At 59.1% G+C, this 26840-nt stretch carries 14 protein-coding genes, 1 tRNA gene and 14 pseudogenes; 7 read left to right on the forward strand and 22 right to left on the reverse strand.

Features of this window, described 5'->3' with window-relative positions:
- The first annotated feature begins 20 nt into the window (after positions 1-20).
- The 4 genes and pseudogenes from dprA to aroE all read left to right on the forward strand — a co-directional run bounded on the left by dprA (position 21) and on the right by aroE (position 3611).
- Positions 21-1142 (forward strand): DNA-processing protein DprA, encoded by a 1122-nt coding sequence (gene dprA / locus B4967_RS11010; protein ID WP_083025223.1) that lies wholly within the window; start codon positions 21-23, stop codon positions 1140-1142.
- Between the two features lie 61 nt (positions 1143-1203).
- Positions 1204-1750, forward strand: a pseudogene (gene tsaC, locus B4967_RS11015) (L-threonylcarbamoyladenylate synthase type 1 TsaC).
- Positions 1751-1851: 101 nt separating this feature from the next.
- Positions 1852-2783, forward strand: a pseudogene (gene hemF, locus B4967_RS11020) (oxygen-dependent coproporphyrinogen oxidase).
- Positions 2784-2792: 9 nt separating this feature from the next.
- Positions 2793-3611 (forward strand): shikimate dehydrogenase, encoded by an 819-nt coding sequence (aroE, locus tag B4967_RS11025; protein WP_083025225.1) that lies wholly within the window; start codon positions 2793-2795, stop codon positions 3609-3611.
- A 136-nt stretch (positions 3612-3747) separates the two neighbouring features.
- Here the strand turns inward: aroE and B4967_RS11030 are convergent, their stop codons facing one another.
- Entirely contained in the window at positions 3748-3933 is a 186-nt protein-coding gene (locus B4967_RS11030; RefSeq protein WP_243470527.1) for a hypothetical protein, read from the reverse strand.
- An 8-nt stretch (positions 3934-3941) separates the two neighbouring features.
- A pseudogene (locus B4967_RS11035) lies at positions 3942-4753 on the reverse strand (M48 family metallopeptidase).
- Between the two features lie 97 nt (positions 4754-4850).
- Between B4967_RS11035 and B4967_RS11040 the strand changes: the two are divergent.
- Complete coding sequence (locus B4967_RS11040; protein WP_083025227.1) at positions 4851-5723, forward strand: ATP-binding protein; 873 nt, start codon at positions 4851-4853, stop codon at positions 5721-5723.
- Positions 5724-5738: 15 nt separating this feature from the next.
- Here B4967_RS11040 and B4967_RS11045 read toward each other — a convergent pair.
- The 15 genes and pseudogenes from B4967_RS11045 to trmJ form a co-directional block, all read right to left on the reverse strand.
- Positions 5739-6354, reverse strand: a pseudogene (locus B4967_RS11045) (hypothetical protein).
- 174 nt (positions 6355-6528) lie between these two features.
- Positions 6529-7931 (reverse strand): annotated as a pseudogene (der, locus tag B4967_RS11055) (ribosome biogenesis GTPase Der).
- Positions 7928-9068, reverse strand: a pseudogene (bamB, locus tag B4967_RS11060) (outer membrane protein assembly factor BamB). The pseudogenes der and bamB overlap by 4 nt, the downstream one beginning before the upstream one ends.
- Before the next feature lie 41 nt (positions 9069-9109).
- Positions 9110-9768: pseudogene (locus tag B4967_RS11065) on the reverse strand (YfgM family protein).
- 80 nt (positions 9769-9848) lie between these two features.
- Positions 9849-11156, reverse strand: coding sequence for a histidine--tRNA ligase (gene hisS / locus B4967_RS11070; protein WP_083025231.1), 1308 nt, complete (start codon positions 11154-11156; stop codon positions 9849-9851).
- Between the two features lie 69 nt (positions 11157-11225).
- Positions 11226-12341 (reverse strand): annotated as a pseudogene (gene ispG / locus B4967_RS11075) (flavodoxin-dependent (E)-4-hydroxy-3-methylbut-2-enyl-diphosphate synthase).
- Positions 12342-12349: 8 nt separating this feature from the next.
- Entirely contained in the window at positions 12350-13333 is a 984-nt protein-coding gene (locus B4967_RS11080; RefSeq protein ID WP_083025232.1) for a RodZ domain-containing protein, read from the reverse strand.
- Between the two features lie 40 nt (positions 13334-13373).
- On the reverse strand, positions 13374-14108 hold the full coding sequence (gene pilW, locus B4967_RS11085; RefSeq protein ID WP_083025234.1) for a type IV pilus biogenesis/stability protein PilW: 735 nt from the start codon (positions 14106-14108) through the stop codon (positions 13374-13376).
- A gap of 118 nt (positions 14109-14226) precedes the next feature.
- Positions 14227-15411: a dual-specificity RNA methyltransferase RlmN gene (gene rlmN, locus B4967_RS11090; protein WP_083025235.1), complete on the reverse strand. Its 1185-nt coding sequence runs from the start codon at positions 15409-15411 to the stop codon at positions 14227-14229.
- Positions 15412-15494: 83 nt separating this feature from the next.
- The gene (ndk, locus tag B4967_RS11095) at positions 15495-15920 is read right to left on the reverse strand and encodes a nucleoside-diphosphate kinase (RefSeq protein ID WP_083025237.1); all 426 of its coding nucleotides are present in this window, start codon (positions 15918-15920) and stop codon (positions 15495-15497) included.
- A 178-nt stretch (positions 15921-16098) separates the two neighbouring features.
- The gene (locus tag B4967_RS11100) at positions 16099-16425 is read right to left on the reverse strand and encodes a HesB/IscA family protein (protein ID WP_058579867.1); all 327 of its coding nucleotides are present in this window, start codon (positions 16423-16425) and stop codon (positions 16099-16101) included.
- 54 nt (positions 16426-16479) lie between these two features.
- Positions 16480-17650 (reverse strand): annotated as a pseudogene (locus B4967_RS11105) (aminotransferase class V-fold PLP-dependent enzyme).
- 31 nt (positions 17651-17681) lie between these two features.
- Positions 17682-18149 (reverse strand): Rrf2 family transcriptional regulator, encoded by a 468-nt coding sequence (locus tag B4967_RS11110; RefSeq protein WP_083025238.1) that lies wholly within the window; start codon positions 18147-18149, stop codon positions 17682-17684.
- A gap of 77 nt (positions 18150-18226) precedes the next feature.
- Positions 18227-19090, reverse strand: coding sequence for a serine O-acetyltransferase (cysE, locus tag B4967_RS11115; protein ID WP_083025239.1), 864 nt, complete (start codon positions 19088-19090; stop codon positions 18227-18229).
- Between the two features lie 164 nt (positions 19091-19254).
- Positions 19255-20035: pseudogene (trmJ, locus tag B4967_RS11120) on the reverse strand (tRNA (cytosine(32)/uridine(32)-2'-O)-methyltransferase TrmJ).
- Positions 20036-20175: 140 nt separating this feature from the next.
- Between trmJ and B4967_RS11125 the strand changes: the two are divergent.
- Positions 20176-20971, forward strand: a pseudogene (locus B4967_RS11125) (inositol monophosphatase family protein).
- Positions 20972-21054: 83 nt separating this feature from the next.
- Here B4967_RS11125 and secF read toward each other — a convergent pair.
- From secF to queA, 5 genes and pseudogenes are all read right to left on the reverse strand, one after another.
- Positions 21055-21981: a protein translocase subunit SecF gene (secF, locus tag B4967_RS11130; RefSeq protein ID WP_083025240.1), complete on the reverse strand. Its 927-nt coding sequence runs from the start codon at positions 21979-21981 to the stop codon at positions 21055-21057.
- Between the two features lie 49 nt (positions 21982-22030).
- Positions 22031-23885: pseudogene (gene secD, locus B4967_RS11135) on the reverse strand (protein translocase subunit SecD).
- Between the two features lie 134 nt (positions 23886-24019).
- A complete protein-coding gene (gene yajC / locus B4967_RS11140; protein ID WP_083025241.1) occupies positions 24020-24346 on the reverse strand; it encodes a preprotein translocase subunit YajC in 327 nt (108 codons plus the stop codon).
- Between the two features lie 77 nt (positions 24347-24423).
- Positions 24424-25550: pseudogene (gene tgt, locus B4967_RS11145) on the reverse strand (tRNA guanosine(34) transglycosylase Tgt).
- 103 nt (positions 25551-25653) lie between these two features.
- Positions 25654-26617 (reverse strand): annotated as a pseudogene (queA, locus tag B4967_RS11150) (tRNA preQ1(34) S-adenosylmethionine ribosyltransferase-isomerase QueA); the annotation flags it as partial.
- Positions 26618-26731: 114 nt separating this feature from the next.
- Here queA and B4967_RS11155 point away from each other — a divergent pair.
- Positions 26732-26818: transfer RNA gene (locus B4967_RS11155), tRNA-Leu, on the forward strand.
- Positions 26819-26840: the final 22 nt, after the last annotated feature.

The raw sequence follows: 26840 nt of genomic DNA on the forward strand, positions 1-26840 counted from the left end.
TTTGATATAAGGGGAGCTCTATGGACGCTAAGGAGCGGCTGGCGGTAAATGCTTTGCCCGGTATGGGCGCTGCGGGGATTGCGCAAATGGTGGCGCGCAAGCCTCAATGGCCACAAGGGTGGCTAGCGACTTTGCCCAGCAATGCCGCCAATGCCCTGCGATTGTGGCTGGCGCAGCCAGAACGCAGCCCGCTGCAACAAACGGTCAATGACACCCTCTCCTGGTTACAAGAAGGCCCCAACCGCCATCTGCTTCACCGCGACCATCCTGCATGGCCAGACCTTTTAAACCAACTTCCTGACCCGCCAGCAGTACTATGGGCCCAGGGCGATCTTCGCGCGTTAGAGGCCCCAGGCCTTGCCATGGTAGGTACTCGTCGCCCAACTTCGGAAGGGAGTGGACATGCCCAGGCGTTTGCACGGGAGCTGGCCAACCGAGGCTGGTGCATTGTCAGCGGGATGGCGCTGGGTGTGGATGGGGTGGCTCAGCGTGCGGCACTCGCCGCAGGTGGAAGCTCCATTGCCGTGCTTGGCTGTGGTATTGATGTCATCTACCCCGCCCGCCATCGGGATTTGTATGAACAGCTCAGTACGCTACCCGGCGGCTTGCTGCTCTCTGAGCATCCACCAGGCACCGTGGCCCGTCCGGCCTTTTTCCCCCGGCGCAACCGAATTGCAACGCTCTTTTCGCTAGGCACCTTAGTGGTTGAAGCAACCGAGAAGAGTGGCTCGCTCGTCAGCGCCCGCCTCGCCCTAGAGCAGGGTCGCGAGCTGTTTGCGCTGCCGGGTTCGCTGCACAATGTCCAGGCTCGTGGCTGCCTGCAGCTGTTGCGTAGCGGCGCCACCCTGGTGCGCCATGTGGACGATATTCTCGAAGAGTTACAGCATTGGGTGTCGCGCTTTATGCCTGCGCCGCTAGCAGTTGCAGCCGATGAACCGTTGGCTCATCAACCGAGTGTTGAAGTACCGTCGGCGGATAATCTGTTAAATGCCTTAGGCCCATCGCCTACCCCCATTGATGTGTTGGTGCAGAGCACCGGTATCTCGGTCAGCGAGTGCCAGCAGCGGCTATTGATGCTGGAGCTGGATGGCAAAGTGACGCAGCAGGCGGGTGGTTGGGTGCGGCTGGCAGCGCCATGGTAAGATGCAAGCTCAATTTTGTGATTGGCTGAGAGCTTATCAGGAGCGTCTATGAAACCGGCAGTTGACCGTGAAGGCGGCGGTGGGCGCACTGCGCGCGGGCGGCGTCATTGCATGCCCCACGGAAGCGGTGTGGGGGCTAAGCTGCGCCCCCGACAATGACGAAGCGCTAGCGCATTTAATGCGTATCAAAGCGCGCGACCCTGCCAAGGGCGTGATTCTGGTGGCGGCGAGTATCGAGCAATTTCAGCCCTGGTTGAACCAGTTGCCGTTGAAACTCCATGCGCCGTTGGCGGCCAGTTGGCCAGGCCCGAATACTTGGCTGGTGCCGGACAATGGTCGCAGCCACGGCTTGGTGCGTGGTGCCCACCAAAGCGTCGCCCTGCGGGTGACCGACCATCCGCTGATGAAAGCACTGTGCGAAGCCTTTGGCGGGCCGCTCGTCTCCACTTCCGCTAACCGTGCAGGCGATCCGCCCGCCATGAGCGCGGAAGAAGTCGCCACGATCTTTGGCGATGACGTAGCCGCCATCGTGGCAGGTGAGTTGGGTGGCAATGCCCAAGCCCAGCACCATTAGGGATTTGGCGTCCGGCAAAGTGATGCGCGCTTAGTATCCAGCGCGTTTCTAATCGTCACTGCCTAAGCACGACCTACTATTTATTACTGACTATTCACTACCGACAAATCACGACCCACCCCTTCAGGAGTTACCGTGGCCCACGAGCACCTAGACGACGTTAAAGCTACCTTCTCGACCTTCAGGAGCGGCTCTGTGCAGGCCTTGCCGCTGCTGATGGCCTTGCCGCGTTCAAAGAGGATAGCTGGCGGCGTGAAGAGGGCGGCGGGGGGCGCTCGCGGGTGATGGAGTCGGGCGCTATTTTCGAAAAAGGCGGCGTCAATTTTTCCCATGTCCACGGTGCGCAGCTGCCGCCGTCTGCGACTGCTGCCCGGCCCGAGCTAGCCGGGCGCAGCTTCCACGCGGTGGGAGTCTCCTGGGTGATGCATCCTGAAAACCCCAATGTGCCCACAAGCCACGGCAACGTTCGCTTCTTTATTGCCGAAAAAGAGGGCGAGCCGCCGGTGTGGTGGTTTGGTGGCGGTTTTGACCTAACCCCCTACTATCCGGTGTTTGAAGATGTGGTGCACTGGCACCAAGTGGCCCGCGAGGCCTGCGCCCCCTTTGGTGAGGGTGTTTATGAGCGCTACAAAACGTGGTGCGACGACTACTTCTACCTGAAGCACCGCGAAGAGACCCGCGGCGTCGGCGGGCTATTCTTTGACGATTTGAACGAAGGCAGCTTCGAGGAGTGCTTTGCATTCCAGCGGGCGGTGGGGGATAGCTTTCTGGACGCTTACCTTCCCATTGTCGAGCGCCGTAAGCAGGACGCGTGGGGCGAACGCGAGCGTGACTTCCAGCTTTACCGCCGCGGCCGCTACGTGGAGTTCAACCTGGTGTGGGACCGTGGCACGCTGTTTGGCCTGCAAAGCGGCGGGCGCACGGAGTCCATTCTGATGTCCATGCCGCCGCTGGCCCGCTGGGAGTACGCCTTTACCCCTGAGCCGGGCAGTCGCGAAGCGACGCTGCACGACTACTTGGTGCCACGCGGTTGGTTGGCCGAGGCCACCCAGCAGAACAACACCTAAGGAGCTTCGATGACTGACCGCTACTGTGTGTTTGGTAACCCAATCAAACACTCTAAATCGCCGCTGATCCACGGTGAGTTTGCCAGCCAGACTCATCAGGCCATGAGTTACACCGCCGAGCTGGCGCCGGTAGAGGGGTTTGCCGACGCATGGCGGGCGTTTATCGCCGATGGTGGCCGTGGTGCCAACGTGACCGTTCCCTTCAAAGGCGATGCCTTTGCGCTTTGCGATACCCTGAGCCACCGCGCCAGGCGCGCCCAGGCGGTGAATACGCTGATTGTGGGCGGTAACGGGCGTACCTATGGCGATACCACCGACGGTATCGGGTTAGTGCGGGATTTGGCCTATCACCGCGTCCCCCTGACGGGTAAGCGTGTGCTGGTCATCGGCGCAGGCGGCGCGGTGCGTGGCGTATTGGAACCGCTGCTGGCGGAGCAGCCCAGTGAGGTCGTTATCGTCAACCGCACGGCGGAGAAAGCCGAGCAGTTGGCCCAAGCGTTTGCCGACTTGGGCAATATCCAGGGCGGCGGTTTTGCATCCATCGACGGGCAGTTTGATCTGGTGATTAACGGCACTAGTGCCAGCCTATCAGGCGAGCTGCCGCCGCTGCCGGAGACACTGTTTGCCAAAGGTGCCTGGGCCTACGATATGATGTACGGTTCAGAGCCGACGGTGTTTCTACAGTGGGCGGGGCCGCGAGGCGCCAAGCTGCTGGATGGTTTGGGGATGCTGGTCGAGCACGCCGCCGAGTCGTTTTTTCTATGGCGCACCGTTCGGCCTGAGATGGCCAGCGTGCGCACGCTGCTGCGGCAATCGCTCAACTATTAGGCGGTAGGGAATAGGAGATAGTTGAGGCAATGGGGGCGAACGCCCCCATTCAGGTTGTGCTTGGGCTAACGCGGTTTGGTATAAAACCCCACCATCCACATCACCAGCCCCACCACGGATAACAGCATGCCGCCATTCACCAGCAGCGGCGACGCTGCAGCCACGACACAAAAGGTTGTGGCGTATCGTAGCGAGGCCCTTCCAGATAGTTCCAGTAGCCGCCCTCAAGCTGGCAGGCGCGAACGTCCCCTAGCTCCCAAAAATAGACGCCCAGCAGTACTAAAATCGGCAGGACTAACAGCAGTAAACCCAATCGAATCATTGAAACCTCTAAGTGCTGTATGGGCGCGGGCAGTTTGGCGTACGACCATTGCTGCGGGCTTGCTCATAGAGGGCCACGGCTTGGTCCATGTTGCCTGGCAGGCCTTGAATGCGCTGGCCCTGACCAGGGTGCGTAGCCATCCACTCGGGGGGCGCGCCGCCGCCTGTGGCTGCCTGCATGTTCTCCCACAGGGTGACGCTTTCACGTGGGTTGAAGCCTGCTTGGGCCATGAGGTCTAGGCCAATCACATCGGCCTCGCTCTCATGGGCGCGGGAGAATGGCAGTACGATGCCGTACTGAGCGCCCATGACGAGTACCCCATCAGCTGCTGGCCACCGGCGGACTGCATGCCGGAGGTGCTGGAGAGTACCGATAGGCCTAATGACGTGGCGCTCTCGGTTGAGGCGCGCTCATTGGCGTGGTTGGCCAGCACGTGACCAATCTCATGACCAATCACAGAGGCTAATTGGTCCTGGGTTGTGGCAATATCCAGCATGCCCGTGTTCACACCCATGTAGCCGCCAGGAAGGGCAAAGGCGTTGGGCTGCTCGGATTCAATCACCCGGATTTGCCAGTCTAACTGCTGCTGCTCGGCAGGCAGTTCCGACACAATGGCATCCGCAATACACTGCACATAACGATGGCTTGCCTGGCCCGCTGTGGGCAGTTCCTGCTGATATTGGGTAACCGCCTGACGGCCCATCTCGTTCAGCTCGCTATCAGAGAGCAGCAATAGCTGCGAACGGCCGGTGGGGGAGGTCGTACAGGCGGCGATTGAGGCGCAGAGCGCCGTAACCGCTAATGGGCGAAGCCAACGCATAGACAGTTTCCTTATAGACGAGTGGGGATCCTTGCACACAAGATAACCACTGACAGTGGTAAATCAACCCATATCATAACGCACTCTGAGGATGACGATGGATGCTGAATTAAGCCAGCGCCTAGCGCGGTTACTCGATCATGTCGACCACTGGCTGCCGCCAGCGCCCACGCCGGTTGAGTGGGACACCCATGTAGCGGCCATCTGGCAGCGCCACCCACTGGGCGGGCGGTTAGTGCCGGTACCCCCGAGAGACACCATGACGCTGGACGACCTGCTGGGCATTGAGCGCCAAAAGCTGGCGTTGGTCGATAACACCCGGGCATTTTTGCAGGGGCTGCCAGCTAACCATGCGCTGCTCTGGGGTTCCCGTGGCAGTGGTAAGTCGTCAGTGGTACGCGCGCTGCTGAACTCGCTGGCCAGTGAAGGCCTGCGGTTGATCCAGGTCGATCGCCATGACCTGGCAAGCCTCCCGCTGCTGGTGGAACAACTGCGTCATCAGCCGCACCGCTTTGTGGTGTATTGCGACGACTTGTCGTTCGAAGGCAACGACGATGCCTATAAAGCGCTTAAGAGCGTGCTGGATGGCGCGCTGACGGGGCCGCCGGACAACGTACTGCTCTATGCCACCTCCAACCGTCGCCACCTGCTGCCGGAGTCGATGGATGACAACAGCGGTTCACGGTTGGTAGGCGAAGAGTTACATCACGGCGATGCAGTGGAAGAGAAAATCTCGCTGTCAGACCGTTTCGGCCTGTGGCTCGGCTTCCATCCGTTTAGCCAAGCGACCTATCTTGAAGTATGCGAACACTGGGTGGGGCGTATTGGTGGGAAGCAGGACTGGGATGACGCGGCTCGGGCGGAAGCGATTCGCTTTGCCAAGCTGCGCGGCGGGCGTAGCGGCCGGACGGCGTGGCAGTTTGCGGCCCCGTACGCGGGCCGCAAACGCCTTCATGAGCGCGGTGAGTAGCGCTCTGGGCAAGCCTTAGCGTTGGGGGATGAGCTGCCCGTCGGCGCCCACGTTCAAGCGAATGGTGGGCGTTAGCAGGCCAGAGGGTAGTGTCATGCCCAGGCCTCGCAAATCCCCTGGGGTAATGGCCAGTTCACTGCCTGCAGGCAGCTCCCCTTGGCTGGCGAGTTTGGCTCGCCAGCTCCAGCATCGGCGTCATTTTCTGGTGGTCGGCGGCCAGAACATCAAAGGCCACCGGCAGGCGGAGATTGGCGGCTTCCCCAGACGTGAGGGTAACGTTCTGCTCATAATTGCCTTGCACTGGGTCTACGCCGGGCATGTCCAGCGTCCAGCGCAAGCCAGACATCTCCACCGGAGGCATGCCAGCGGGCAGGCCAAGCCCCATCGCCAGGGTGGCTTGCACCGGCAAGCTGCCAGCACCCAGGCTAGAGGCCAGCAAACTCGATAGATCGCTGGTGTCCAATCCGGCATTGACGCTGTAAGGGCAAATGCGTAAGTCCTCGATCCCCAGCGATGTGACCGCCAGACGAAACGCAAACAACCCTGTTTGAGGCAACGCCAAGCAGCCGGTTAGCAGGCTCGCCAGCAGCAGTAAAACTAAGCCGCGTCCGCGACGAAAAGCGTAGTGCATGTACGTCCCTCCTAAGAAGGGCAAGAGTGATAGAGCAAGTATCTACTGGGCAGGTGCCGAAAAGCGCCGCTATTTGAGAGCGGGCGGGAGTGACTGTCAAGCAGATTTGCGGTTGGAGAGGATAATAAAAACGCCCGCTGAATCGTCGGCGGGCGTTGAGCAGCGGAGCATCGCTTAGCGGCGGCTTTTGCGCGCCCCTTTTGTGCGATTAAGCTCGCGCTTTTTGGCTTTCCCTTTATCGCTGGCGCCCGCCATATGGTCGAACGGGTTATTGCCCGAGCGGAACTCGAAGCGCATCGGCGTGCCGCGCACCTTCAACACTTTACGGAAGGTGTTGGTCAGGTAGCGACGATAAGCCTCAGGCAGCGATGCCGTCTGGTTGCCGTGTACCACGATAATCGGCGGGTTGCCGCCACCCTGGTGAGCCATACGCAGCTTGATGCGGCGTCCATTCACCATGGGGGGCGGATGCTGGCTGACCGCATCCTGCAGCAGCGTGGTGAGACGGTTGGTCGACCAGTGCGCGTTGGCGGCGTTAAACGCCCGCTCAATGGAGGGGTACAAGTCGCCCACTGCGGTGCCATGCAGTGCTGAAATAAAGTGCAACTCGGCGTAGTCGGCAAAGCCCAGACGGCGCTTGATATCGGCGCGCATCTTCTCTTTGGCTTCGCTCTCCAGCCCGTCCCACTTGTTCACGGCCAGCACCAGCGCACGGCCGGTGGTGAGTACGTAGTCCAGCAGGTGCAGATCCTGCTCAACCAAGCCGCTGCGGGCGTCCAATACCATGACCGCCACGTGGCTCTCTTTGATCGCATCCAGCGTTTTGATGATCGAGAACTTTTCGGCGATTTCACGCACGTTCTTACGCCGCCGAATGCCGGCGGTGTCGATCAGCACGTACGGCTTGCCGTTGCGCTCGAAAGGGATTTCGATAGCGTCGCGGGTGGTGCCCGCTTCATCGAACACGACCACGCGCTCTTCACCGAGCAGGCGGTTGACCAGCGTGGATTTACCCACGTTCGGGCGGCCAATCACGCCAATGCGAATGCCTTTGCTGCCTGTGTCGGCAGGAATGCTGGCATCCCGTTCGGGGAAGGGTTCAAGCACCGTATCAATCAGTAGCGATACGTTGCGGCCATGAGCGGCGGCAATCGGCCAAGGGTCGCCCAGGCCCAGTTTCCAGAAATCGGCCATGGCCGAGTGCTCTTCCAGGCCGTCGGTCTTGTTGACCACCAGCCAGGTCTTCTTCTGGTTGACGCGCAGGTGGTTGGCAATCGCTTCGTCGGCGACGTTCAACCCGGCGCGGGCATCGACCAGGAACAGCACGATATCGGCTTCGTCGATGGCCGCGAGGGACTGCTCGGCCATCGCGGCATCGTGCCTTCTTCGTCACCGCTGATACCGCCGGTATCGATGACGGTGTACGCCTTACCACCCAGCATGCCGTTACCGTATTTACGGTCGCGGGTCAGGCCAGGAAAGTCTGCCACCAGCGCATCGCGCGAGCGGGTCAGACGGTTAAACAGCGTCGATTTGCCCACATTGGGGCGACCGACTAATGCAATGACGGGTGTCATGGAGTTACTTCCAGGGTTTCCAGGCGACCATTGTTGGCCTGGACATGAATGGTGCTGCCTTCAGTCACCGGGCGCACGCTAATGCCCGAATCATCGATACGGGTGCGGCCGACCAGGTTGCCTTCGCGGGCGTCGATGAGGTGGACATAACCCTCAAAATCACCCACGACGATGCGCCCATCGGCAAAGGCGGGGGCGGTGAGCCAGCGATCTTCCAGGTCATCGTTACGCCAGACCTCTTGGCCGCTGTTGGCGTCCAAGGCAACGATGTGGCTGTCGTCGCTGACCACAAATAAGAAGTCGCCCACCAGAATCGGCGTGTGGCGGCTGGAGAGGTTGGTTTCCCACAGCACGCCGCCACGGGTCGCTTCCAGCGCAACCACACGGCCGTTGTAGCTAGTCACGAACAGGCGGCCATCCGGGCTAAGTACCGGCTGGCCAGACAGGTCCACCAGGCGCTCAACGTCGCTGCGTCCGCGTGGCGTGGCAATTTGCATATCCCACAGGGCCTGGCCGCTGCGGTTATCCAGTGTAGCGAGGCGGCCGTTGGCCAAGCCCACGAAGGTGACCGGGTCGATGACCATCGGCGTTCCGGTGCCGCGCAGCGTTAAAGCAGGCTGAGAGCTGGTGTAGACCCAGCGCTCTTCGCCGCTGGCGCGGTCCAGAGCGGTAATTTGGCCGTCCACGCTCTGAACCAGCAGTAGCTGCTGGTTGGCTTGCGGAGCTGCCAGTACTTCGCTGGTGACCCGCGAACGCCAGGCAACGCTACCGTCGCGCTGGTCGAGGGCGATCACTTCACCGTTGCGGGTGCCCAAGTACACCTGGCCTGCAATCGCGTTCAGCGCACTAGAAATAGGGGTATCCAGCTCGACTTCCCACTCACGCTTCGCCGCTGTTGGCATTGAACGCGGCCACTAGACCGTTGGTGTCTGCTGCAAAGACCGTATCGCCTTCACGGGATGGGGCGATGGGGTAGCGAGCGGGGCCAAAGCCATCGCCAACGCGGCGATCCCAAACGCTGTCCAGCGAAGAGGTTTCATCAAAGCTGCGCAGCTCTTTGGGCGTGAACGCTGGCTCACCTTTGCTGGCACAGCCAGCCAATAGCGCCAGCGCCATGGCGCCGAGCGTGGTGCGCATCAGATGTTTAGAAAAAAGCGGTTTTGACAGGCTAGTCGTTATCACTGTGTCGCCTCCTCGGCGCCGAGATCGTCAAGCTTGAACTGCACGCCGTAAAGCGGCTGGTTCTGCGTTTGGGCGATAGACTGCGCGGTTTGCCATGCATCGCGAGCCTGCTCTGGCTGGTTCTGAGCCAGGAAAGCATCGCCTCGCACGTTGGCTTGTTGAGCGGCCAGCGCATCGGAAATAGGCTGATCAAGAAGCGCTAGCGCGGCTTCCGGGTTACTTCAGCCACTTCAATGCGTGCCAAGCGCAGCCATGCCAGGCTTTGCACATAGCGGCGTGAGGAGTTGCTGGCCACGTCCTGCAGTGCCTGCTTGGCCGCCGCAAGGTCGTCTTGCTGTACTGCGAGACGGGCCTCCAACAGCTGTGCCAGTTCGGCATACAGGGTGTTGCCGTAGTCGTCGGTAAGCTCATCAATCAGCGTTTGTGCCGCGCTTAACTGATCCCCTTCCAAGGTGGTGCCAGCGGTCATGTTGATGAGCTGCTGGTAACGGGCAGAAGCTGCCTCTGACTTACCCTCTTGGTAGTTCTGCCATGTGTTCCAACCAAAGACGCCCGCCGCAGCGAGAACGGCACCGGCAATCAGCGAGGTCCCGTTCTCTTTCCACCAGCGTTTGACGACTTCTAGCTGCTCTTCTTCGCTTCTCAGCTCCGCCACGGGCGGCCTCCTGTTCCATGAGTCAGCCGCATATGCGGCTAACGAGTATTCAGCTGCCCAGGCAGAGCCGGGCAGTTACGTTAATGAGACGATACGTTTGGCAGTAACTCGTGAAGCGTCTCGGCCAGCGCTGCCTGGGCGACCTGCTGCTGCTCACGATCATCGCGGAGAAATTTCAACGTGGCGGTTTGGTTGGCAAGCTCGTCCTCACCCAGCAGAATCGCCACCGGTGCAGCGCTCTTATCCGCCTTTTTCATTCGGCTTTTAAAGCTTCCGCCGCCGCAGTGTAGCTGTAAGCGTAGAGATGGCAGCGCGCTGCGCAGCTGCTCTGCCAGCATGAGTGCAGCAACAGTGGCGCTGTCATCCATGGGCACCAGATAGACATCGCATCCGCCCATGGCATCCGCTGGTACCAAATTCAGAGTTTCCAGCAGCAGTACTAAGCGCTCAATACCCATGGCAAAGCCCACCGCGGGCGTGGGCTTGCCACCGAGCTGCTCGACCAAACCATCGTAGCGGCCACCGGCACATACGGTGCCTTGGCTACCTAGAGCAGTGGTGGTCCACTCAAATACGGTGCGGCAGTAGTAGTCCAGGCCGCGCACCAAGCGCGGGTTGACCACGTACGGAATACCGGCGGCATCCAGCATCGCTTTGAGCTGCTCGAAATGCGCGCGGGACTCGTCGTCCAGGTGATCCATCAACTGCGGGGCCGCGTTGAGCATCTCGGCCATATCCGGATTTTTGGAGTCCAGAATGCGCAGCGGATTGCTGGTTAAGCGTCGTTTGGAGTCTTCATCGAGAACATCTTGGTGCTGCTCAAAGTAGGCCACCAGTTTGTCGCGGTAGGCGGCCCGCGCTTCAGCGGAACCCAGGGAGTTCAGCTCCAGGGTGACGTGCTCCATCAAGCCAAGCTCTTGCCATAGCCGTGCCGAGAGCAGTATGACTTCGGCATCGATGTCCGGGCCATCAAAGCCGTAGGTTTCCACGCCCACTTGGTGAAACTGACGATAACGCCCTTTCTGAGGCCGTTCGTGGCGGAACATCGGGCCTTGGTACCAAAGCCGCTGGGTTTGGTTATGCAGCAAGCCGTGTTCCATTGCCGCCCGCACGCAGCTGGCGGTGCCTTCAGGGCGCAGCGTCAGGCTGTCACCGTTGCGGTCGTCGAAGGTGTACATCTCTTTCTCGACGATATCGGTGACTTCGCCAATCGAGCGGGCAAACAGTGCCGTCTGTTCCACGATCGGCGTACGAATTTCATCGAAGCCGTAGCGGTGCATCAATTGGCGTACTTTGCCCTCAAAAAATTGCCAGCGAGGGCTGTCGCTGGGCAATAGGTCGTTCATACCACGGATGGCTTGAATCTTTTTAGCGGCGGACTTGCTCAATGAAAACTCCTTTTAGGGGCGGCAGCGCAGAAGGCGGGAGGTACACCGCCTCTGCCAGCGAGGTAGGCGTTAAACGCTGCGCGCAATCGTATTCTCTTGCTGCTGCTCTTTTTGGCGCACTTTATCGCGGATCAGCTTTTCCAGATCGTCCACCAGGTGATCGTTGCGCAGCTTACTCGCCGGTTTGCCATCGAATGTAGACCAAGTTGGCTGGTGAGCCGCCGGTTAGGCCGATATCGGTCTCTTTAGCTTCGCCGGGGCCGTTGACCACACAGCCAATCACCGAGACATCCAGCGGCGTCATCACATCTTCCAGGCGCTCTTCAAGCTGGTTCATGGTGCTGATGACGTCAAAGTTCTGTCGCGAGCAGCTGGGACAGGCGATGAAGTTAATGCCCTTGGCGCGCAGCTTCAGGCTCTTGAGCATATCGAATCCGACCTTGATCTCTTCCACCGGGTCGGCAGCCAGCGAGACGCGGATGGTGTCGCCGATACCGTCCATCAACAGCATGCCTAGGCCAATGGAGGACTTCACTGTGCCCGAGCGCAGGCCGCCCGCTTCGGTAATGCCCAAGTGCAGCGGCTGCTCGATGCGGGTGGCAAGGTCGCGGTAGGCGGCCACCGCCATAAACACATCAACGCTTTTACGCTGACTTTATATTCCTGGAAATCGAGGCGGTCCAGGTGGTCAATATGGCGCATGGCAGACTCGACCAGCGCGGCGGGCGTAGGCTCGCCGTACTTCTTTTGCAGATCTTTTTCCAGCGACCCGGCGTTCACCCCGATACGGATTGGAATGCCGTGGTCGCGGGCGGCGCTCACTACCGCACGCACGCGGTCTTCCCGGCCAATGTTGCCGGGGTTGATGCGTAGGCAATCCACCCCCAGTTCGGCCACGCGCAGGGCGATTTTGTAATCGAAATGAATGTCGGCAACGAGGGGGACGGCTACGCGCTGCTTGATTTTGCCGAAGGCTTCAGCGGCGTCCATATCCGGCACGGAGACGCGTACGATATCCGCCCCGGCTTTTTCCAACTGTTGGATCTGGCCGACAGTGGCGTCCACATCCAGGGTATTGGTGTTGGTCATGCTCTGTACGGAAATCGGCGCATCGCCGCCCACGGCCACATTGCCAACATGAATTTGGCGTGACAGACGGCGTTTAATCGGAGAAGGGGCGTGCATAAGACGGGTCACTCTCCCAGGGTAAAACGAGCAACGTTATTAGCACCGGCGCGCTCGGCAAGGTTCACGACCTCACCTTGGTAGCGCAGTTCTACACCGGTGGCGTTGCCGACGGTTAAACGAAAAGGCGGCTCGCCCTCAACGCTCGCGGTGGTGCCGGGGGTTTGTAGGCCGACAAACACACGCTGGTTGTTGGCATCGAAAATCTCTGTCCAGGACTGCTCGTTAAACGTCAGCTCCAGCAAGTTGGGGTTAGCAGCGGGGGCGGCATCGGTCACCTCTTCAGCAGGCGCCTCAGCTACATCGGTCGCTGCGTCGGCGTCAACCGCTGGGGCCGCGGGTTCGTCGCTAGTGGCAGCGGTTGGCTCATCGTTGTCAGCAGCGGGCGCACTGCTATCGCTAATATCGCTGTCGGCGGGCTCGTCGCTGACCACATCGTTAGTCAACTCCTCCGTTGCGGCGGGCTCAGGTGTGACCACCGGAGTAGGCTCTGGAGCTGGCTCGGGTTCGCTGATGGGCGCTTCGTTCTCTTCCATAGCGGGTGAGGCGCCGATGCTCGGCGGCTCGCTGCCACCTCTGCTTTGCCACCAAGCAACCGTCACGGCAATCAGCCCGGCAATCACCAGCAGAGTGACTAACTTAAAGAGCCATGCGCCTACTTTGGATGGCGGCTTAGTCACGGTAACCGGGGCCACCTTGCGTTCGGCATCACTGGTGCCGTGGCGAACCTGGTAAGCCTCAAGCACCACACGTTCGTCCATGCCTAAATATTTGGCATAGGCGCGCAAGTAGCCGCGACGATACGCAGCGACAGGAATCTCTTCGTAATTATCGCGCTCTAGGCCATCCACCACAGCAGGGCGCAGGTTCAGTGCTCGGGCGGCATCCGTCAGCGGGACGCCCAGCGATTCGCGTTGACGAGAAAGCAACTCACCGGGGGTTGCTGTGCTGTGGGCCGTAGTAACGCTATCTTGTAACTGTGTGTCGCTCATAGCTGAGCATCCTTCAATAATGTGGTGATCAGGGCGGCAATCAGTTGTTTAGCAAGCGCTGGTAGTCGGCAGCCGCGGCGTCGTCACCGCGGGCGAGGGCGACATCAATCGCCAGTTCCAGTGCCGCTGGGTCTGGGCCGGCTAACTGCAGATAGTTCTGCAGCGGTGCCCAGGCCTGATCATAATTGCCCTGTGAAACTTCCAGTTCGGCTAACATTAAATACCCGCGTGGGTTGCGCGGGTCGATATTTTGCGCGCGTTGCAAACGTTCGCGCGCTTTATCAAATTCGTCTATTGCCAAATAGCACTGCCCCAGGTTGGTAAATAGCTGGGCACGATTGGCGTACTGGGCATCCTGAGATGCTATTTCTAACTGTTCGCAGGCCTGTGGAAACTGCGCCTGCTGATACAAAAACGCGGCGTAGTTGTTACGCGCGCGAGTAAACGAGGGCGCTGCATTCAACGCCTGCTGGAAGTAGCGGTTGGCAAGATCGCTCTCTCCCTGCTGTTGATAGACCAGCGCGAGCGCCTGAAGTGCCTCAGGGTGGCGCGGGTCCAGTTCAAGAGCACGATCAAGGGCATTCAACGCGCGGGGCAGGTTATCACGCTCTAGGTAGGCGACGCCAAGCTGGGTGTAGGCTTCTGCCGCGCCGGGGTTGGCGTCGTCACTGATCCCTTGGCCAGAGGTGGCACAGCCCGCCAGCAGCAGGCTGCCAGCAAGCACGGACAGCATGGGCATCCTAAAAAGGGTAATGCGCCTGCGGTGACCGATCATCTACGCCCTCTTGAGTCGAAACTATTGAGCCAGTGCTGCAAGGTGGATGCTTTGTAAGCACCCGGCAAAAGCGTGTCCATCAAAGCGCTGTGTCAGGTGGATGTCAAGACAGCAGCGATTAGTCAGCGTCAAGCTGAACGGACTGAATATAGCGTGCGCTACGCTTGGTACGGTCTTTTACGCGGCCCACTAGCTGACCACAGGCGGCATCAATATCGTCACCACGGGTCATGCGCACGGTAGCGTTGTACTCTAAGTCGTACAGCCACTGTTGGAAGCGCATCACTTGGTTACGCGATGGCTTCTCGTAACCTGAGTTCGGGAAAGGGTTAAACGGAATCAGGTTGATTTTACACGGCAGCTCTTTGAGCAAAGCGGCCAGCTGTTCGGCGTGCTCTTGCTGATCGTTGACGTCTTTGATTAGCGTGTACTCAATCGTGACCTGACGGTTATCAGGGCACTTGGCCAGATAACGGTGGCAGGCATCCAGCAGCGCACGAATATTGTACTTACGGTTGATCGGTACTAGCTCGTTGCGCAGCTCATCGGTGGAGGCGTGCAGCGAGATAGCAAGGCTCACATCCATCTCATCGCCCAGCTTGTCAATCATCGGTACAACACCCGATGTAGAGAGCGTGACGCGGCGCTTGGAGAGCCCATAACCGTTATCGTCGAGCATCAGCTTCATGGCGGGCACGACGTTATCGAAATTGAGCAGCGGTTCGCCCATACCCATCATGACCACGTTGGTCACCGGGCGATTGGCGGTATCACGGCGCGGGCCAACACTGCGTTGGGCAACCCACACCTGGCCGATAATCTCGGCGGCGGTTAAGTTACGCTGGAAGCCCTGTTTACCGGTAGAGCAGAAGCTACAGTCCAGCGAACAACCCACTTGGGAAGAGACACACAGCGTGCGCCGCTTACCGTTTTCAGCGGGAATCAGCACCGTTTCTACGTAGCTGCCATCCTCAACCTCTAACACCCATTTACGGGTGCCGTCGCTGGAAGTGCCTTCGTAGACAACGCCCGGGCCGCGAATTTCAGCGACTTGGGAGAGCTTGTCGCGCAGCGGTTTCGACAGGTTGGTCATCGCCGTGAAGTCGTCGATGCCTTCCTGGTGAATCCACTTCATCACCTGAGTGGCGCGGAATTTCTTTTCGCCAATTGACAAAAAGAAAGCTTCCATCTGCTCGCGGGAAAGCCCCAGCAGGTTCTGGCGTGCCGGTGCCGCTTGTTGGGCAGTCGCGCGGTCAGGAGTCGTGTTGGGGGCAGGCGTATGTTGAGCTACGGTGGTGGTCATGGCGGTCAGCGTTCAGAAAGAGGCGGGGGCAAAGCCCCCGCGGAAAATGGCCGGCAACGAAGGTTGAAACGGCGGCGCTTGGTTTAGCGCGGGCAGATTTCGTCGTTACCGAAGAAGTAGCTAATTTCGCGCTCAGCGCTTTCCGGAGAATCAGAGCCATGGACAGCGTTGGCGTCGATTGTTTCCGCAAAGTCAGCGCGAATGGTGCCCGGAGCGGCTTCTTTCGGGTTGGTAGCACCCATCAGCTCACGGTTTTTAGCGCTGGCGCCTTCGCCTTCCAGCACTTGTACCACTACCGGGCCAGAGGTCATGAAGCCAACTAGGTCTTTGAAGAAGGGACGCTCTTTGTGCTCAGCGTAGAAACCGCCCACTTTCTCTTCAGAGAGGTGCATCATTTTAGCGGCTACGACGTTCAGGCCCGCTTTTTCAAAGCGTGCAATGATGTCGCCAATGGCATTTTTAGCAACGGCATCGGGCTTGATGATGGAAAGAGTACGTTCAGTCGCCATGCAGAAATCTCCTTAAAAGGGATAAAGCAGAAATTGCCGCCCCGGAAAGCCGGGGCGGCGCAGGAAAAAGTTGGTCGGCTAGGGCCGTATGTTGCATCGGCTGCCGAGTGGCCGCGATTATAGCGCCTCCCGGGGGGTATGAATACCGGTTATATGCGCAACAGCCACGGCGGATAGCTTAGACTGTGAAGCTTTCACCGCAGCCGCACTGGTCTTTTACATTGGGGTTGTTGAAGCGGAAAAAGCGATTCAAGCCTTCGTTGACGTAATCCACTTCGCTGCCGTCTAGCATCTCGACGGCATCAGGAGCCACGTAGACGCTTGCGCCGTGATCTTCGAAACGCACATCGTCATCCTGTGCTTCATCGGCAAAATCAAGCACATAGCTGTAGCCGGAACAGCCGCTGGGTTTAACGGATACCCGCAGGCCTAGACCCTGGCCGCGCTCGTCGAGCACACGCTGAATTTGTTCAGCTGCAGCGGGCGTAATGTTTAGTGTTGCCATGGAGCGTTCTCCTTTAAGAAGTCGTTAGCAGTGCGTCAGGAGAGCGTCAGCCGCCTAACGTGCGGTCGCACGTAAGCCGCTCACCGCGTGGCGCAGTAGGGTTAATGCGTGGTCGATATCGGCCTCTTGGGTAAAGCGCCCAAAGCTAATACGCAGCGATGAGAGCGCGAGCCGACGGGGCGTACCAATGCCCAATAGTACATAAGACGGGTCAACGCTTGCCGAGTTGCAGGCAGAGCCGGTAGACACGGCCACATCCCGTAGCGCCATCAGCAGTGCCTCGCCATCCACGCCTTCAAACGCCAAGTTCAAGATGTTGGGAACGGCGTTCTCCAGTGGGGAGTTGGGGATGATGCCTTCCAGGTTTGATAAGCCGCTTAGAAAGCGTTCGCGTAGCGCCGCAATATGGGCCTGATCCGCGTCCTGCTGCTGTTGCATGACGTTAAACGCTTCACCCATCCCGGCAATCTGATGAGTAGGCAGCGTGCCGGAGCGCATGCCGCGCTCGTGGCCGCCACCATGAATGAGTGCCTCGACGCGAATATCCGGGTGGCGTTTCACATACAGAGCGCCGACCCCTTTAGGCCCGTAGGCTTTGTGGCCTGATAGCGACATCAAATCAATATGCGGAGGCGACCTCGTCGAGCGGAATACGCACCACCGCCTGGGCGGCATCGGTGTGGAACGCCGCCCCGAACTCATGGGTGACTTCCGCTAGGGCGGCAATATCATGAATGCTGCCTAGCTAATTATTCACCGCCATTAGCGATACCAGTGCCGTGTCGTCGCGCATGGCGGCACGCAGTTGCTCAGGGGTGATGCGTCCATCGCGCCCTGGGGTTAGCCAGGTGATCTCGAAGCCTTCGCTCTCCAGTGCCTTGGCGGTGTCTACCACCGCTTTATGCTCAATGCTGGAAGTGACAAGGTGCATGCCACGTTCGCGGTTAGCACGCATAAAGCCAATCAGCGCTAGGTTATTGGCTTCGGTGGCGCCACTGGTCCAGACGATTTCACGCGGATCAGCGCCGATCATATCGGCCACTTGGCGGCGCGCCTGTTCCACCACCTGCTCGGCCTGCCAGCCCAGCATATGGCTGCGGGAAGCGGGGTTGGCGAACAGCTGGTCTACCGTGAGGTAGCGCTGCATAACCTCAGCCACACGACCATCGACCGGCGTCGTGGCGGCATAATCGAGATAAATGGGCCGCGCGGGAGTGGAGGTCATCGTCATAGATTCCAGCGTGCAGTAAATACCTTCAAAGGGAAGACGCGAGGATGCCAGCATCGACCCGCTGTTTTTGCCGGGTAGCGATGCGGATCACATCAGGGCGCTGTATCAACTGCGCCAGCGTAATATCGTCGAGAAAACTGCGAATTTGCCCGGATAGCTCGCACCATAAATGGTGCGTTAAACAGGTGTCGCCCTGCTGGCAGTCGGATAGCCCCTGGCAGCGGGTCGCGTCGACGGTTTCGTTGACTGCATCAATCACCAGAGAGACGCTGATCTCCTCTCGTGCTTTGGCCAGTAGGTAACCGCGACCCGGCCCGCGCACGCTGCTAACTAGCCCCGCCCGGCGCAGCCTTGCGAAGAGTTGCTCCAGGTAAGAGAGCGAGATCTCCTGTCGCTGGGAGATATCTCCCAGGCTGGTAGGGCCGCTGGGGGCGTTAAGCGCCAAATCCAGCATGGCCGTAACGGCGTAACGGCCTTTTGTCGTCAAGCGCATAGCAGGTACCTCGTCGCTGAGCTTTCAGCGCGCTGGCAGCAAATGTTGCGCCATTATGGAAATCCTGAGTGCGTTGGTCAACTATTGCGCGTGGTGCTGCTTTCCGGTGATGGGCTGCTGCGCTCCTGGGCAGTATGACCAAGGCCAGGGCAGCCGGTATCGTTTTCATCCAGAATATCGGCAAAGTCCTCATCTCGCAGAGCCGGTAACTGGCCATCGCGGTAGTTGGCATCGAGCTTGCGAAGCGTTGAGCACATGCGCTCGATACGCTCGTCCACGGCGTGCATGTGATCGAGCATGGCCTGCATCGAACGCGCCACCGGGTCGGGCATGTCTTGGCTGACGCCATAGGCATCGAAACCAAACTTCTGGCAGATGGCTTCCCGTCGGGCCGGGTCGATATCCAGCGCCTCTTCCACATCCGGGTCGGCGCGTTTGACGATTTTGCCGGGAATGCCGACTACGGTCGCTCCAGCCGGTACTTCTTTGGTCACCACTGCGTTAGAGCCAATTTTGGCGCCTGCGCCCACGGTAAACGGCCCCAGTATCTTGGCGCCGGCACCAACAATCACACCATCTTCCAGCGTAGGGTGACGTTTGCCTTTGTTCCAACTGGTGCCGCCCAGCGTCACGCCTTGGTAGAGCGTGACGTTATCGCCCACCTGTGCGGTTTCACCAATCACCACGCCCATGCCATGGTCGATAAAAAAGCGCCGCCCAATGGTTGCACCTGGGTGGATTTCAATGCCGGTGAGCCAGCGGGAGAAGGTCGATAGCGTCCGTGCCAGCCACTTAAAGTTCTTTTTCCACAGCCAGTGGCCGCAGCGGTGTAGCAGCAGGGCGTGTAGGCCGGGATAGTTGGTCAGCACCTCAAGAAAGTTACGTGCCGCTGGGTCGCGGTCAAATACGCTATTGATGTCTTCACGCAGGCGTTGAAACATGGGTGATCCTTGGGCGTTAAGGGAGGCAGCAGCAATACAGTATTGGAATATGGTGAGTGCAAAGCGGCAGTCGAAAAGGCGATGTTGGGGCGCGTTGTTGTAACTTCAAGTTTAGGCCATTGCCGCTTTGCTGGCGCCTCTTGTGATTAGTACGCCGTTATGTGCTATGCGGATTTGTCGGCGTTCTCTTGGTTCACACTACCGGTTCCACTCTTTTTAGCGGCTTTTTCAGTCGCCGAGAGAATGCCGCGCAGAATGTTCATCTCCATCTTTTCAGGCCGTGCCCGTAAATAGAGGCGTCGCAAGCGTGCCATGAGCTGGCGCGGCTGGGCAGGGTCGTGAAACTCGATGGCGATTAGCGCCCGCTCTAAGTGCTCGAAGTAGCGCTCAAGCTCTTCGTGGGTCGCTAGCTCGTCATTATCATCGGCAGCAGTTGGGGCATCTGCCTGGCTTAGCCACGCCATGCGACACTCGTAGGCCACCACTTGAACCGCCGCGGCAAGGTTGAGCGAGCTAAAATCAGCGTTGGTCGGAATATGCACATGGGCATGGCAGCGCTGCAGCTCGGCGTTGGTTAAGCCGCTGTCTTCACGGCCAAACACCAGCGCCACACGGGCATTTTCTGGCTGGCATTCGCCGGGTAGGCGCTCGGCAAGTTCCCGAGGCGATATCATCGGCCAGGGCAGCGTGCGCGAGCGGGCGCTGGCGGCAAACAGCCAGCGTGCAATCGGCCACGGCTTCTTCAAGTGTGGCGTGCACGGTGGCTTGGTGAAGCAGGTGATCGGCACCTGAGGCGCGAGAAATACTGTCTTGAGTGATGATGTCGCAGCGAGGAGCGACCAGGGCTAAATCCGCTAAGCCCATGTTATGCATGGCGCGTGCCACGCCGCCAATGTTGCCTGGGTGGCTGGTGCCAATTAGAACAATTCGAATGCGCTCAAGCATAGTAGGCCCGGTGTAAGTGCGTAAAACGCGCAGTTTAGCATGAGTCGATGGCATGCCCGAGGGGCCTCTGGTAGAATTGCCCGCCAAAAGGCGTATTGCGCCTGACCCGTTCTTTAACATCACTGTGACAAGGCCCGATCATGAATCCGATGGTCCAATTTACGCTGCGCGCTGCGCGTGGCGCTGTTGAACACTTTTTACGCGTTCGCGAACGTATCGAAAACGCCCATGAAGAATTTAACCTCGACCGCGTGCTAGAAGACACAGCGCGTAAAGCCGAGGCGACCATCGTTCAACAGCTGCAGCGTGGTTATCCTCTCCATGGTTTCTCCGGTCGCTATACGCCCTACAAAGCGGGTGAAGGCGAAGGTGAAGATACCGTATGGAAAATTGAACCGCTGCACGGCTACTCCAACTTGGCGGTAGCAGGGAAAGGGCTTTGCACTCTCAGTGGTGTGTCTCGTTAAAGGTCGCCCCGAACACGCGGTGGTGATCTCTCCCTTTGGTGATGACGAATATATCGCCAGTCGCGGCCGCGGCGCTCAGCACAACGACAAGCGCATGCGGGTTAGCAAACCAACCGCTATTCCTGCCACACGCATGGCGATGAGCCTGCCAGAAACCTGGCTGCGCCCGAGCCATCTGCCTGCTTACTTAACCATTACCCAGCAGCTCGCGCCGCAGGTAGAGACCCTGGTAGCGACCGGCAGCGGCCTGCTGGATATGTGCGAGCTGGCCGCAGGACGTGTAGACAGCGTCTTTGTGCTGGGCCTAGAAGAGCAGGATATGCAGGTAGGTACGCTGCTGCTAAAAGAAGCGGGCGCGCTGATGGGAACCCCGGATGGCAAGCCGACCGTGAATGCCGAAAGCAAACTAATGGCCGCTGGCCCGCGCCTCTACAAAGCGCTGATTAAGCAGCTGGCGCCGCACTTCTAAGAAGAGCGCGTTAGCTGTGAAGATATGAAAAGGCCCTGCCGGTTGATTCCGGCAGGGCCTTTTCGTTGGCTGCTATAACGCGTTTAGGGCAGCTCTTCTTCCTCTTCATCCACTTCTTTCTTGGTGGGAATCAGGTCTTCCCGAGAGAGTTTCAGCGGAATCAACAGGGCACCGGAGATATAGATAGACGAGAACGTACCCACCACGATACCCACCAGTAGGGCGATCGCGAAGTTCTCGATCATATCGCCACCGAGCAGCAGCAGCGCTAGCAGTACCAGCACGGTTGTGCCTGAGGTAGCTAATGTGCGCGACAACGTAGCGTTAATCGCCTCGTTGAAAATCTGCGGCATATCGTCGATACGCGAGGTGCGGATCGTCTCGCGAATACGGTCATAGACCAGAATGGTGTCGTTCAGCGAGTAGCCGATGACCGCCAGAATGGCCGCCAGCACCGTGAGGTCGAAGTCGAGCTGGAACAGCGCGAACACGCCTACGACGATGATCACGTCGTGCAGCAGGGCAAGCAGGGCACCAAGGGCGAACTTGTACTGGAAGCGGAAAGCTACGTAAAGCATCACCACGCCCAGCGCGACGAGCAGGCCTAAGCCGCTCTGGTCACGCAACTGGTCGCCGACCTGGGCGCCCACGAACTCGGCGCGCACTAAGTTGACACTATCGCCATTGGCACGCAGCAGATTGACAACCTCGTTACCCACGTCGCCATCAAACGCTTGCTGTAGGCGAATCAATACTTCTGTTGAAGCGCCAAAGGTTTGTACCGAGACATCCTGGAAACCGCTGTTTTCCAGCAGCTGACGAATGGCATCCAGCGACGGCGCGGCACCGTAGCGCACCTCCACCAGGGTGCCGCCGGTAAAGTCCAGGCCCAGATTGAGCTGCTGAAATAGAACGGCGCCAATAGAGACAATCAGCATCACGGCCGAGACGACAAACGCGAGGTTGCGCCGTCCCATAAAGTCGATGCGCAGTTGTGATAGGGGTTTCATTACCACCTCTTAAATTCTGTGCTGAGCGCGTGTTGAGATCCCATCGAGATTAGATCCACAGCTTTTTGACGGGCTTGCCACCATAGGTCAGGTTGACCATGGCGCGCGTCACCAGCAGCGCAGTGAACAACGATGTCAGGATGCCGATTGAAAGCGTGACGGCAAAGCCCTTCACCGGGCCGGTGCCAATCGAGAACAGAATCACCGCCACCAGCAGCGTGGTGATGTTGGCATCCACAATCGAGGTGAACGCCCGTTCATAACCCGCGTAAATAGCTTGCTGAATCGACATGCCGTTGCGCAGTTCTTCGCGTATCCGCTCAAAGATAAGCACGTTGGCGTCTACCGCCATGCCCAGCGTCAACACGATACCGGCAATACCGGGTAGCGTGAGCGTGGCGCCCAGCATCGACATCACGGCGACTAGCAGCGTGAGGTTGAGCGCCAGGGCGATGTTGGCAAAAACGCCGAACACCTTGTAGCGCACCAGCATAAACAGCACGACTAGCAGCAGGCCGATCTGCACCGATAGCAGGCCGCGCTCGATGTTTTCAGCGCCTAGGCTTGGTCCAATGGTGCGCTCTTGCACGAAGTAAATCGGCGCTGCTAGCGAACCGGAACGCAGTAGCAGGGCAAGCTCGGCGGCTTCAGTGGGGGAATCAAGGCCGGTGATGCGGAAGCTGTTACCCAGCGCACTTTGAATCGTCGCCAAGCTGATCAGGCCGCGCTCGGTATACGGTTCGCGAACAATGGTCTCTTCGCCCGTTTCCGGGTCGACTTCGGATGCGGTCTTCGCTCTTATGCTCGATAAACAGCACCGCCATGTTGCGGCCAATGATGGTGCGCGTTGCGCGGTTCATCAGCGTGCCGCCGGTGCCATCCAGGTTGATGTTGACCTGGGGGCGACCGTTTTCGTCGAAGCTGTTGCTGGCGCTGGAGACGCTGTCACCAGTAATGATCACATCCCGCATCAGCTCCGCTGAGCGGGCCGGGTCGTTACGAAACTCAAAGCGTTCGGTTTCGGCATCCGGCGTATCGTTGCGCGCTTCTAGACGAAACTCGAGGTTGGCCGTCGCGCCCACGATCCGCTTGGCGGCCACGGTGTCCTGTACGCCGGGTAGCTCGACCACGATTTGGCTCGGCCCTTGGCGCTGTACCATGGGCTCGGCCACGCCCAGCTCGTTCACGCGGTTGCGCAGCGTGGTCAAGTTCTGGTTGATGGCGTAGTCCTGGATTTCGTTGACCGTGACATCGCTCAGCGTCATGACAAGGCTTGAAGCACGGCCATCCCCTTCGCTGGTGTACTCGAAGTTCGGGAAGTCGCGGCTGATCAAGCGGCGGGCGGTATCGCGGTCTTCAGTGCTGGCGAAGTCGATAGAGAGCGAGCGCTCTTCAATGGTGGTGTTGCGGTAGCGAATGCGTTCGCCACGCAGCAGTGCGCGCCTGTCGCTGGCGTTCACCTCAAGGCGCTGGGTCAGCGCGGCATCCATATCCACTTCCAGTAGGAAGTGAACGCCGCCGCGTAAATCGAGGCCCAGCGTCATCGGGGAAGCAGAAAAAGCTTGCAGCCAGCCAGGTGTCGCATCGGCAAGGTTGAGCGCCACGGTCGCGTTGGGGCCAAGCACCTCGGCGGCAATATCCCGCGCGTCGAGCTGGTCATCGTCGCTTTGCAGACGAATCAGCCATTGACCATTGTTCTCTTCAACGGCTTTGACGGCGATATCGCGCTCGCTGAGCGCTTCTTCAACGCGGGTAATTTGCCGTTCATCCAGGGCGTTGCCGTGGGCATCGCTAACCTGAATAGCGGGATCTGCGGGGAATAGATTGGGAAGCGAGTAGATAAGGCCAGCCACCAGGACGACCAGTATCAGCAGATACTTCCACAGGGGGTAACGGTTGAGCATGCAAGCCCTGCCTTCAATTACAAACGGAATCGCTGTGCACAGACAGGCTGGTCACAGCAACGTTCACCATCGACGCTACCATGTCACCCCTGCCGGGGTGGCTGGCACTGGGTCGGCAGGGGGGAGTGCAAGCGTTAGATGGACTTAATGGTGCCTTTAGGCAGTACGGCAGCAACGGCGTTCTTCTGCACGTTCACTTCGGTACCTTCAGAGACTTCCAGGCTCAGGAACTCATCGCTGACTTTGGATACGCGGCCAACCAGGCCACCACCGATCACGACTTCATCGCCTTTGGCGAGACCAGACACCAGCTGTTTGTGCTGCTTGGCACGCTTAGCTTGCGGACGCCACAGAAGGAAGTAAAAAATCAGTACGAAACCGACCAGCATAAGGATTGGCGCGATGCCGCCGCCAGCAGCGGCTTCTTGGGCATGGGCTGGTGAGATGAAGAAATCCAGCATTGCAGGGAACTCCTGGGTTAGAACACTCAATGGGTGAACGGATTAAGCCACTCGCCTCAGCCAGTGGCTTTTATTGTTTAGGTGTCAGATTCTGCAAGGGGAGGCACCGGGAGGCCGCGCCTTGCGTAGAAGCTTTCCACAAAGGTCGTCAATGTACCCGCTTCGATTGCCGCGCGCAAATCAGCCATCACACGCTGGTAGTAGCGCAAGTTATGGATGGTATTGAGCATGGAACCCAGCATTTCATTACAGCGATCAAGGTGGTGCAGATAGCCACGAGAGAAATTCTGGCAGGTATGGCAATCGCACTCTTCATCCAGCGGGCGCGTGTCAAAGCGGTGCTTGGCGTTGCGGATCTTAACGGTGCCATCTGACGTGAACAGGTGGCCGTTGCGGGCATTGCGCGTGGGCATCACGCAGTCAAACATATCCACACCGCGGCGAACGCCCTCAACGAGGTCTTCCGGCTTGCCCACACCCATTAGGTAACGCGGGGTGTCGTCCGGCATCCAGGTAGGCAGATAATCCAGGACTTTGATCATCTCCTCTTTAGGTTCGCCCACCGAGAGCCCGCCAATGACCAAGCCGTCGAAGCCAATGTCCATAAGCCCTTTCAGCGAGCGCTCACGCAGCTCAGGGTGCATGCCGCCCTGGATAATGCCGAACAGTGCGGAAGGCGAATCGCCGTGGGCATCGCGGGAGCGCTTGGCCCAGCGCAGCGACAGCTCCATGGATTTTTCGGCCTCCTCAAAGGTGGCCGGGTAGGGGGTGCACTCGTCAAAGATCATCACCACGTCAGAGCCCAGCGACGCTGAACCGCCATGGACTCTTCCGGCCCCATGAACACTTTGCTGCCATCCACCGGCGAGCGGAAATGCACGCCCTGCTCGGTGATTTTGCGCATTTCACCCAGCGAGAACACCTGAAAACCGCCGGAGTCGGTGAGGATTGGTTTATCCCACTGGGCGAAGTCGTGCAGGTCGCCGTGGGCTTCAATGACATCTGTGCCGGGGCGCAGCCAAAGGTGGAACGTATTACCCAGGATGATCTCTGCGCCAATCTCTTTGACCGACTCAGGCGTCATGCCTTTTACCGTGCCGTAGGTGCCTACGGGCATAAAGGCAGGGGTTTCCACCGTGCCGCGGGGAAAGTGCAGGCGGCCTCGGCGCGCGCGGCCGTCTTCGGCTAGGCGCTCAAAGCGCATAAAGCATTCGTTTCGCATCACAATAACTCGTTAATTAGCGGGTAAGCAGCATGGCGTCGCCATAACTAAAAAAGGCGTACCGCTCTTCTACCGCCGTACGGTAAGCCTGCATCATGTGTTCATAGCCTGCGAACGCTGACACCAGCATCAGCAGAGTAGATTCGGGCAGGTGGAAGTTGGTAATCAGGGCATCCACGCAGCGCCACTCGTAGCCTGGGTAGATTGAAAATATCCGTGTCGCCGCTGAATGGGGCAATCTTGCCGTCGCTGCTCTTCATGCAGGCGCTCTCCAGGCAACGGACGCTGGTGGTACCCACGGCAATCACTCGTTTGCCAGCGGCCTGGGTGTCGCGAACCTGTTGGCAGGTAGCTTCGCTCACCTCAATCCATTCGCTGTGCATATGGTGCTCAAGGATGTTGTCCACTCGCACTGGCTGAAAAGTACCCGCGCCAACATGAAGTGTCACAAAGGCACTGTTGATGCCTTTTTCGGCCAGGGCATCCAGCAGCGGTTGATCGAAGTGAAGGCCAGCGGTAGGTGCCGCAACGGCACCATCGCGGCGGGCATAGACGGTTTGATAGCGCTCGCGGTCGCTCAACTCGTCTTCCCGGGTGATATAGGGCGGCAGCGGCATATGGCCGTGCTTTTCCAGCAGCGCGATCATTGGCGTATCGCCTAAAAAGTGCAGCTCGAACAGTGCATCACGGCGGCCTTCGACCACGGCGTGGATATCGCCCTCGAAAATCAGCTCGGTGCCCGGCTTGGGCGATTTGCTTGAGCGGATATGCGCCAGCCCCCGGTGGCTATCCAGCGGGCGCTCCAGCAGCATTTCCACCTTGCCGCCGCTGGCCTTATGGCCATGCAGGCGGGCGGGAATCACGCGGGTATCGTTAAACACCAACAGGTCGCCCGGCTCAAGTAGGTCCAGCAGGTCAGGAAAGCGGCGATGAGCCAGCGCGCCGCTTTGACCATCCACACACAGTAAACGGCAATCACTGCGCTGCTCGGACGGATAGCGGGCAATTAGCTCATCGGGTAGCTCGAAATGGAAGTCCGCACGCTGCATGTGAAGAAGCTCTTTTCAGTGGTCAAACAAGCCGCCTAGGATAGCGCTTTAGGTGGATAAAGTCAGTCGATGAGATTGACCTGGGGGGTTATCTCCGTATAATGCGCATCCATTGCCGGTGTGGCGGAATTGGTAGACGCAGCGGATTCAAAATCCGCCGCCTTTACGGGTGTGCCAGTTCGAGTCTGGCCACCGGCACCAAATTCAGGGGCTTAGCGTTTTA

The sequence above is a fragment of the Vreelandella lionensis genome, from assembly GCF_002087295.1.
In the GTDB taxonomy this organism is placed as follows: domain Bacteria; phylum Pseudomonadota; class Gammaproteobacteria; order Pseudomonadales; family Halomonadaceae; genus Vreelandella; species Vreelandella lionensis.

Coding starts and splice junctions, on each gene's coding strand:
- dprA (WP_083025223.1), top strand. CDS start 21: ATGGACGCTAAGGAGCGGCTGGCGGTAAATGCTTTGCCCGGTATGGGC.
- secF (WP_083025240.1), bottom strand. CDS start 21,981: ATGAAACCCCTATCACAACTGCGCATCGACTTTATGGGACGGCGCAAC.
- B4967_RS11080 (WP_083025232.1), bottom strand. CDS start 13,333: ATGAGCGACACACAGTTACAAGATAGCGTTACTACGGCCCACAGCACA.
- cysE (WP_083025239.1), bottom strand. CDS start 19,090: ATGTTTCAACGCCTGCGTGAAGACATCAATAGCGTATTTGACCGCGAC.
- yajC (WP_083025241.1), bottom strand. CDS start 24,346: ATGCTGGATTTCTTCATCTCACCAGCCCATGCCCAAGAAGCCGCTGCT.
- B4967_RS11030 (WP_243470527.1), bottom strand. CDS start 3,933: ATGATTCGATTGGGTTTACTGCTGTTAGTCCTGCCGATTTTAGTACTG.
- rlmN (WP_083025235.1), bottom strand. CDS start 15,411: ATGACCACCACCGTAGCTCAACATACGCCTGCCCCCAACACGACTCCT.
- aroE (WP_083025225.1), top strand. CDS start 2,793: ATGACTGACCGCTACTGTGTGTTTGGTAACCCAATCAAACACTCTAAA.
- ndk (WP_083025237.1), bottom strand. CDS start 15,920: ATGGCGACTGAACGTACTCTTTCCATCATCAAGCCCGATGCCGTTGCT.
- pilW (WP_083025234.1), bottom strand. CDS start 14,108: ATGATCGGTCACCGCAGGCGCATTACCCTTTTTAGGATGCCCATGCTG.
- B4967_RS11040 (WP_083025227.1), top strand. CDS start 4,851: ATGGATGCTGAATTAAGCCAGCGCCTAGCGCGGTTACTCGATCATGTC.
- B4967_RS11110 (WP_083025238.1), bottom strand. CDS start 18,149: ATGCGCTTGACGACAAAAGGCCGTTACGCCGTTACGGCCATGCTGGAT.
- B4967_RS11100 (WP_058579867.1), bottom strand. CDS start 16,425: ATGGCAACACTAAACATTACGCCCGCTGCAGCTGAACAAATTCAGCGT.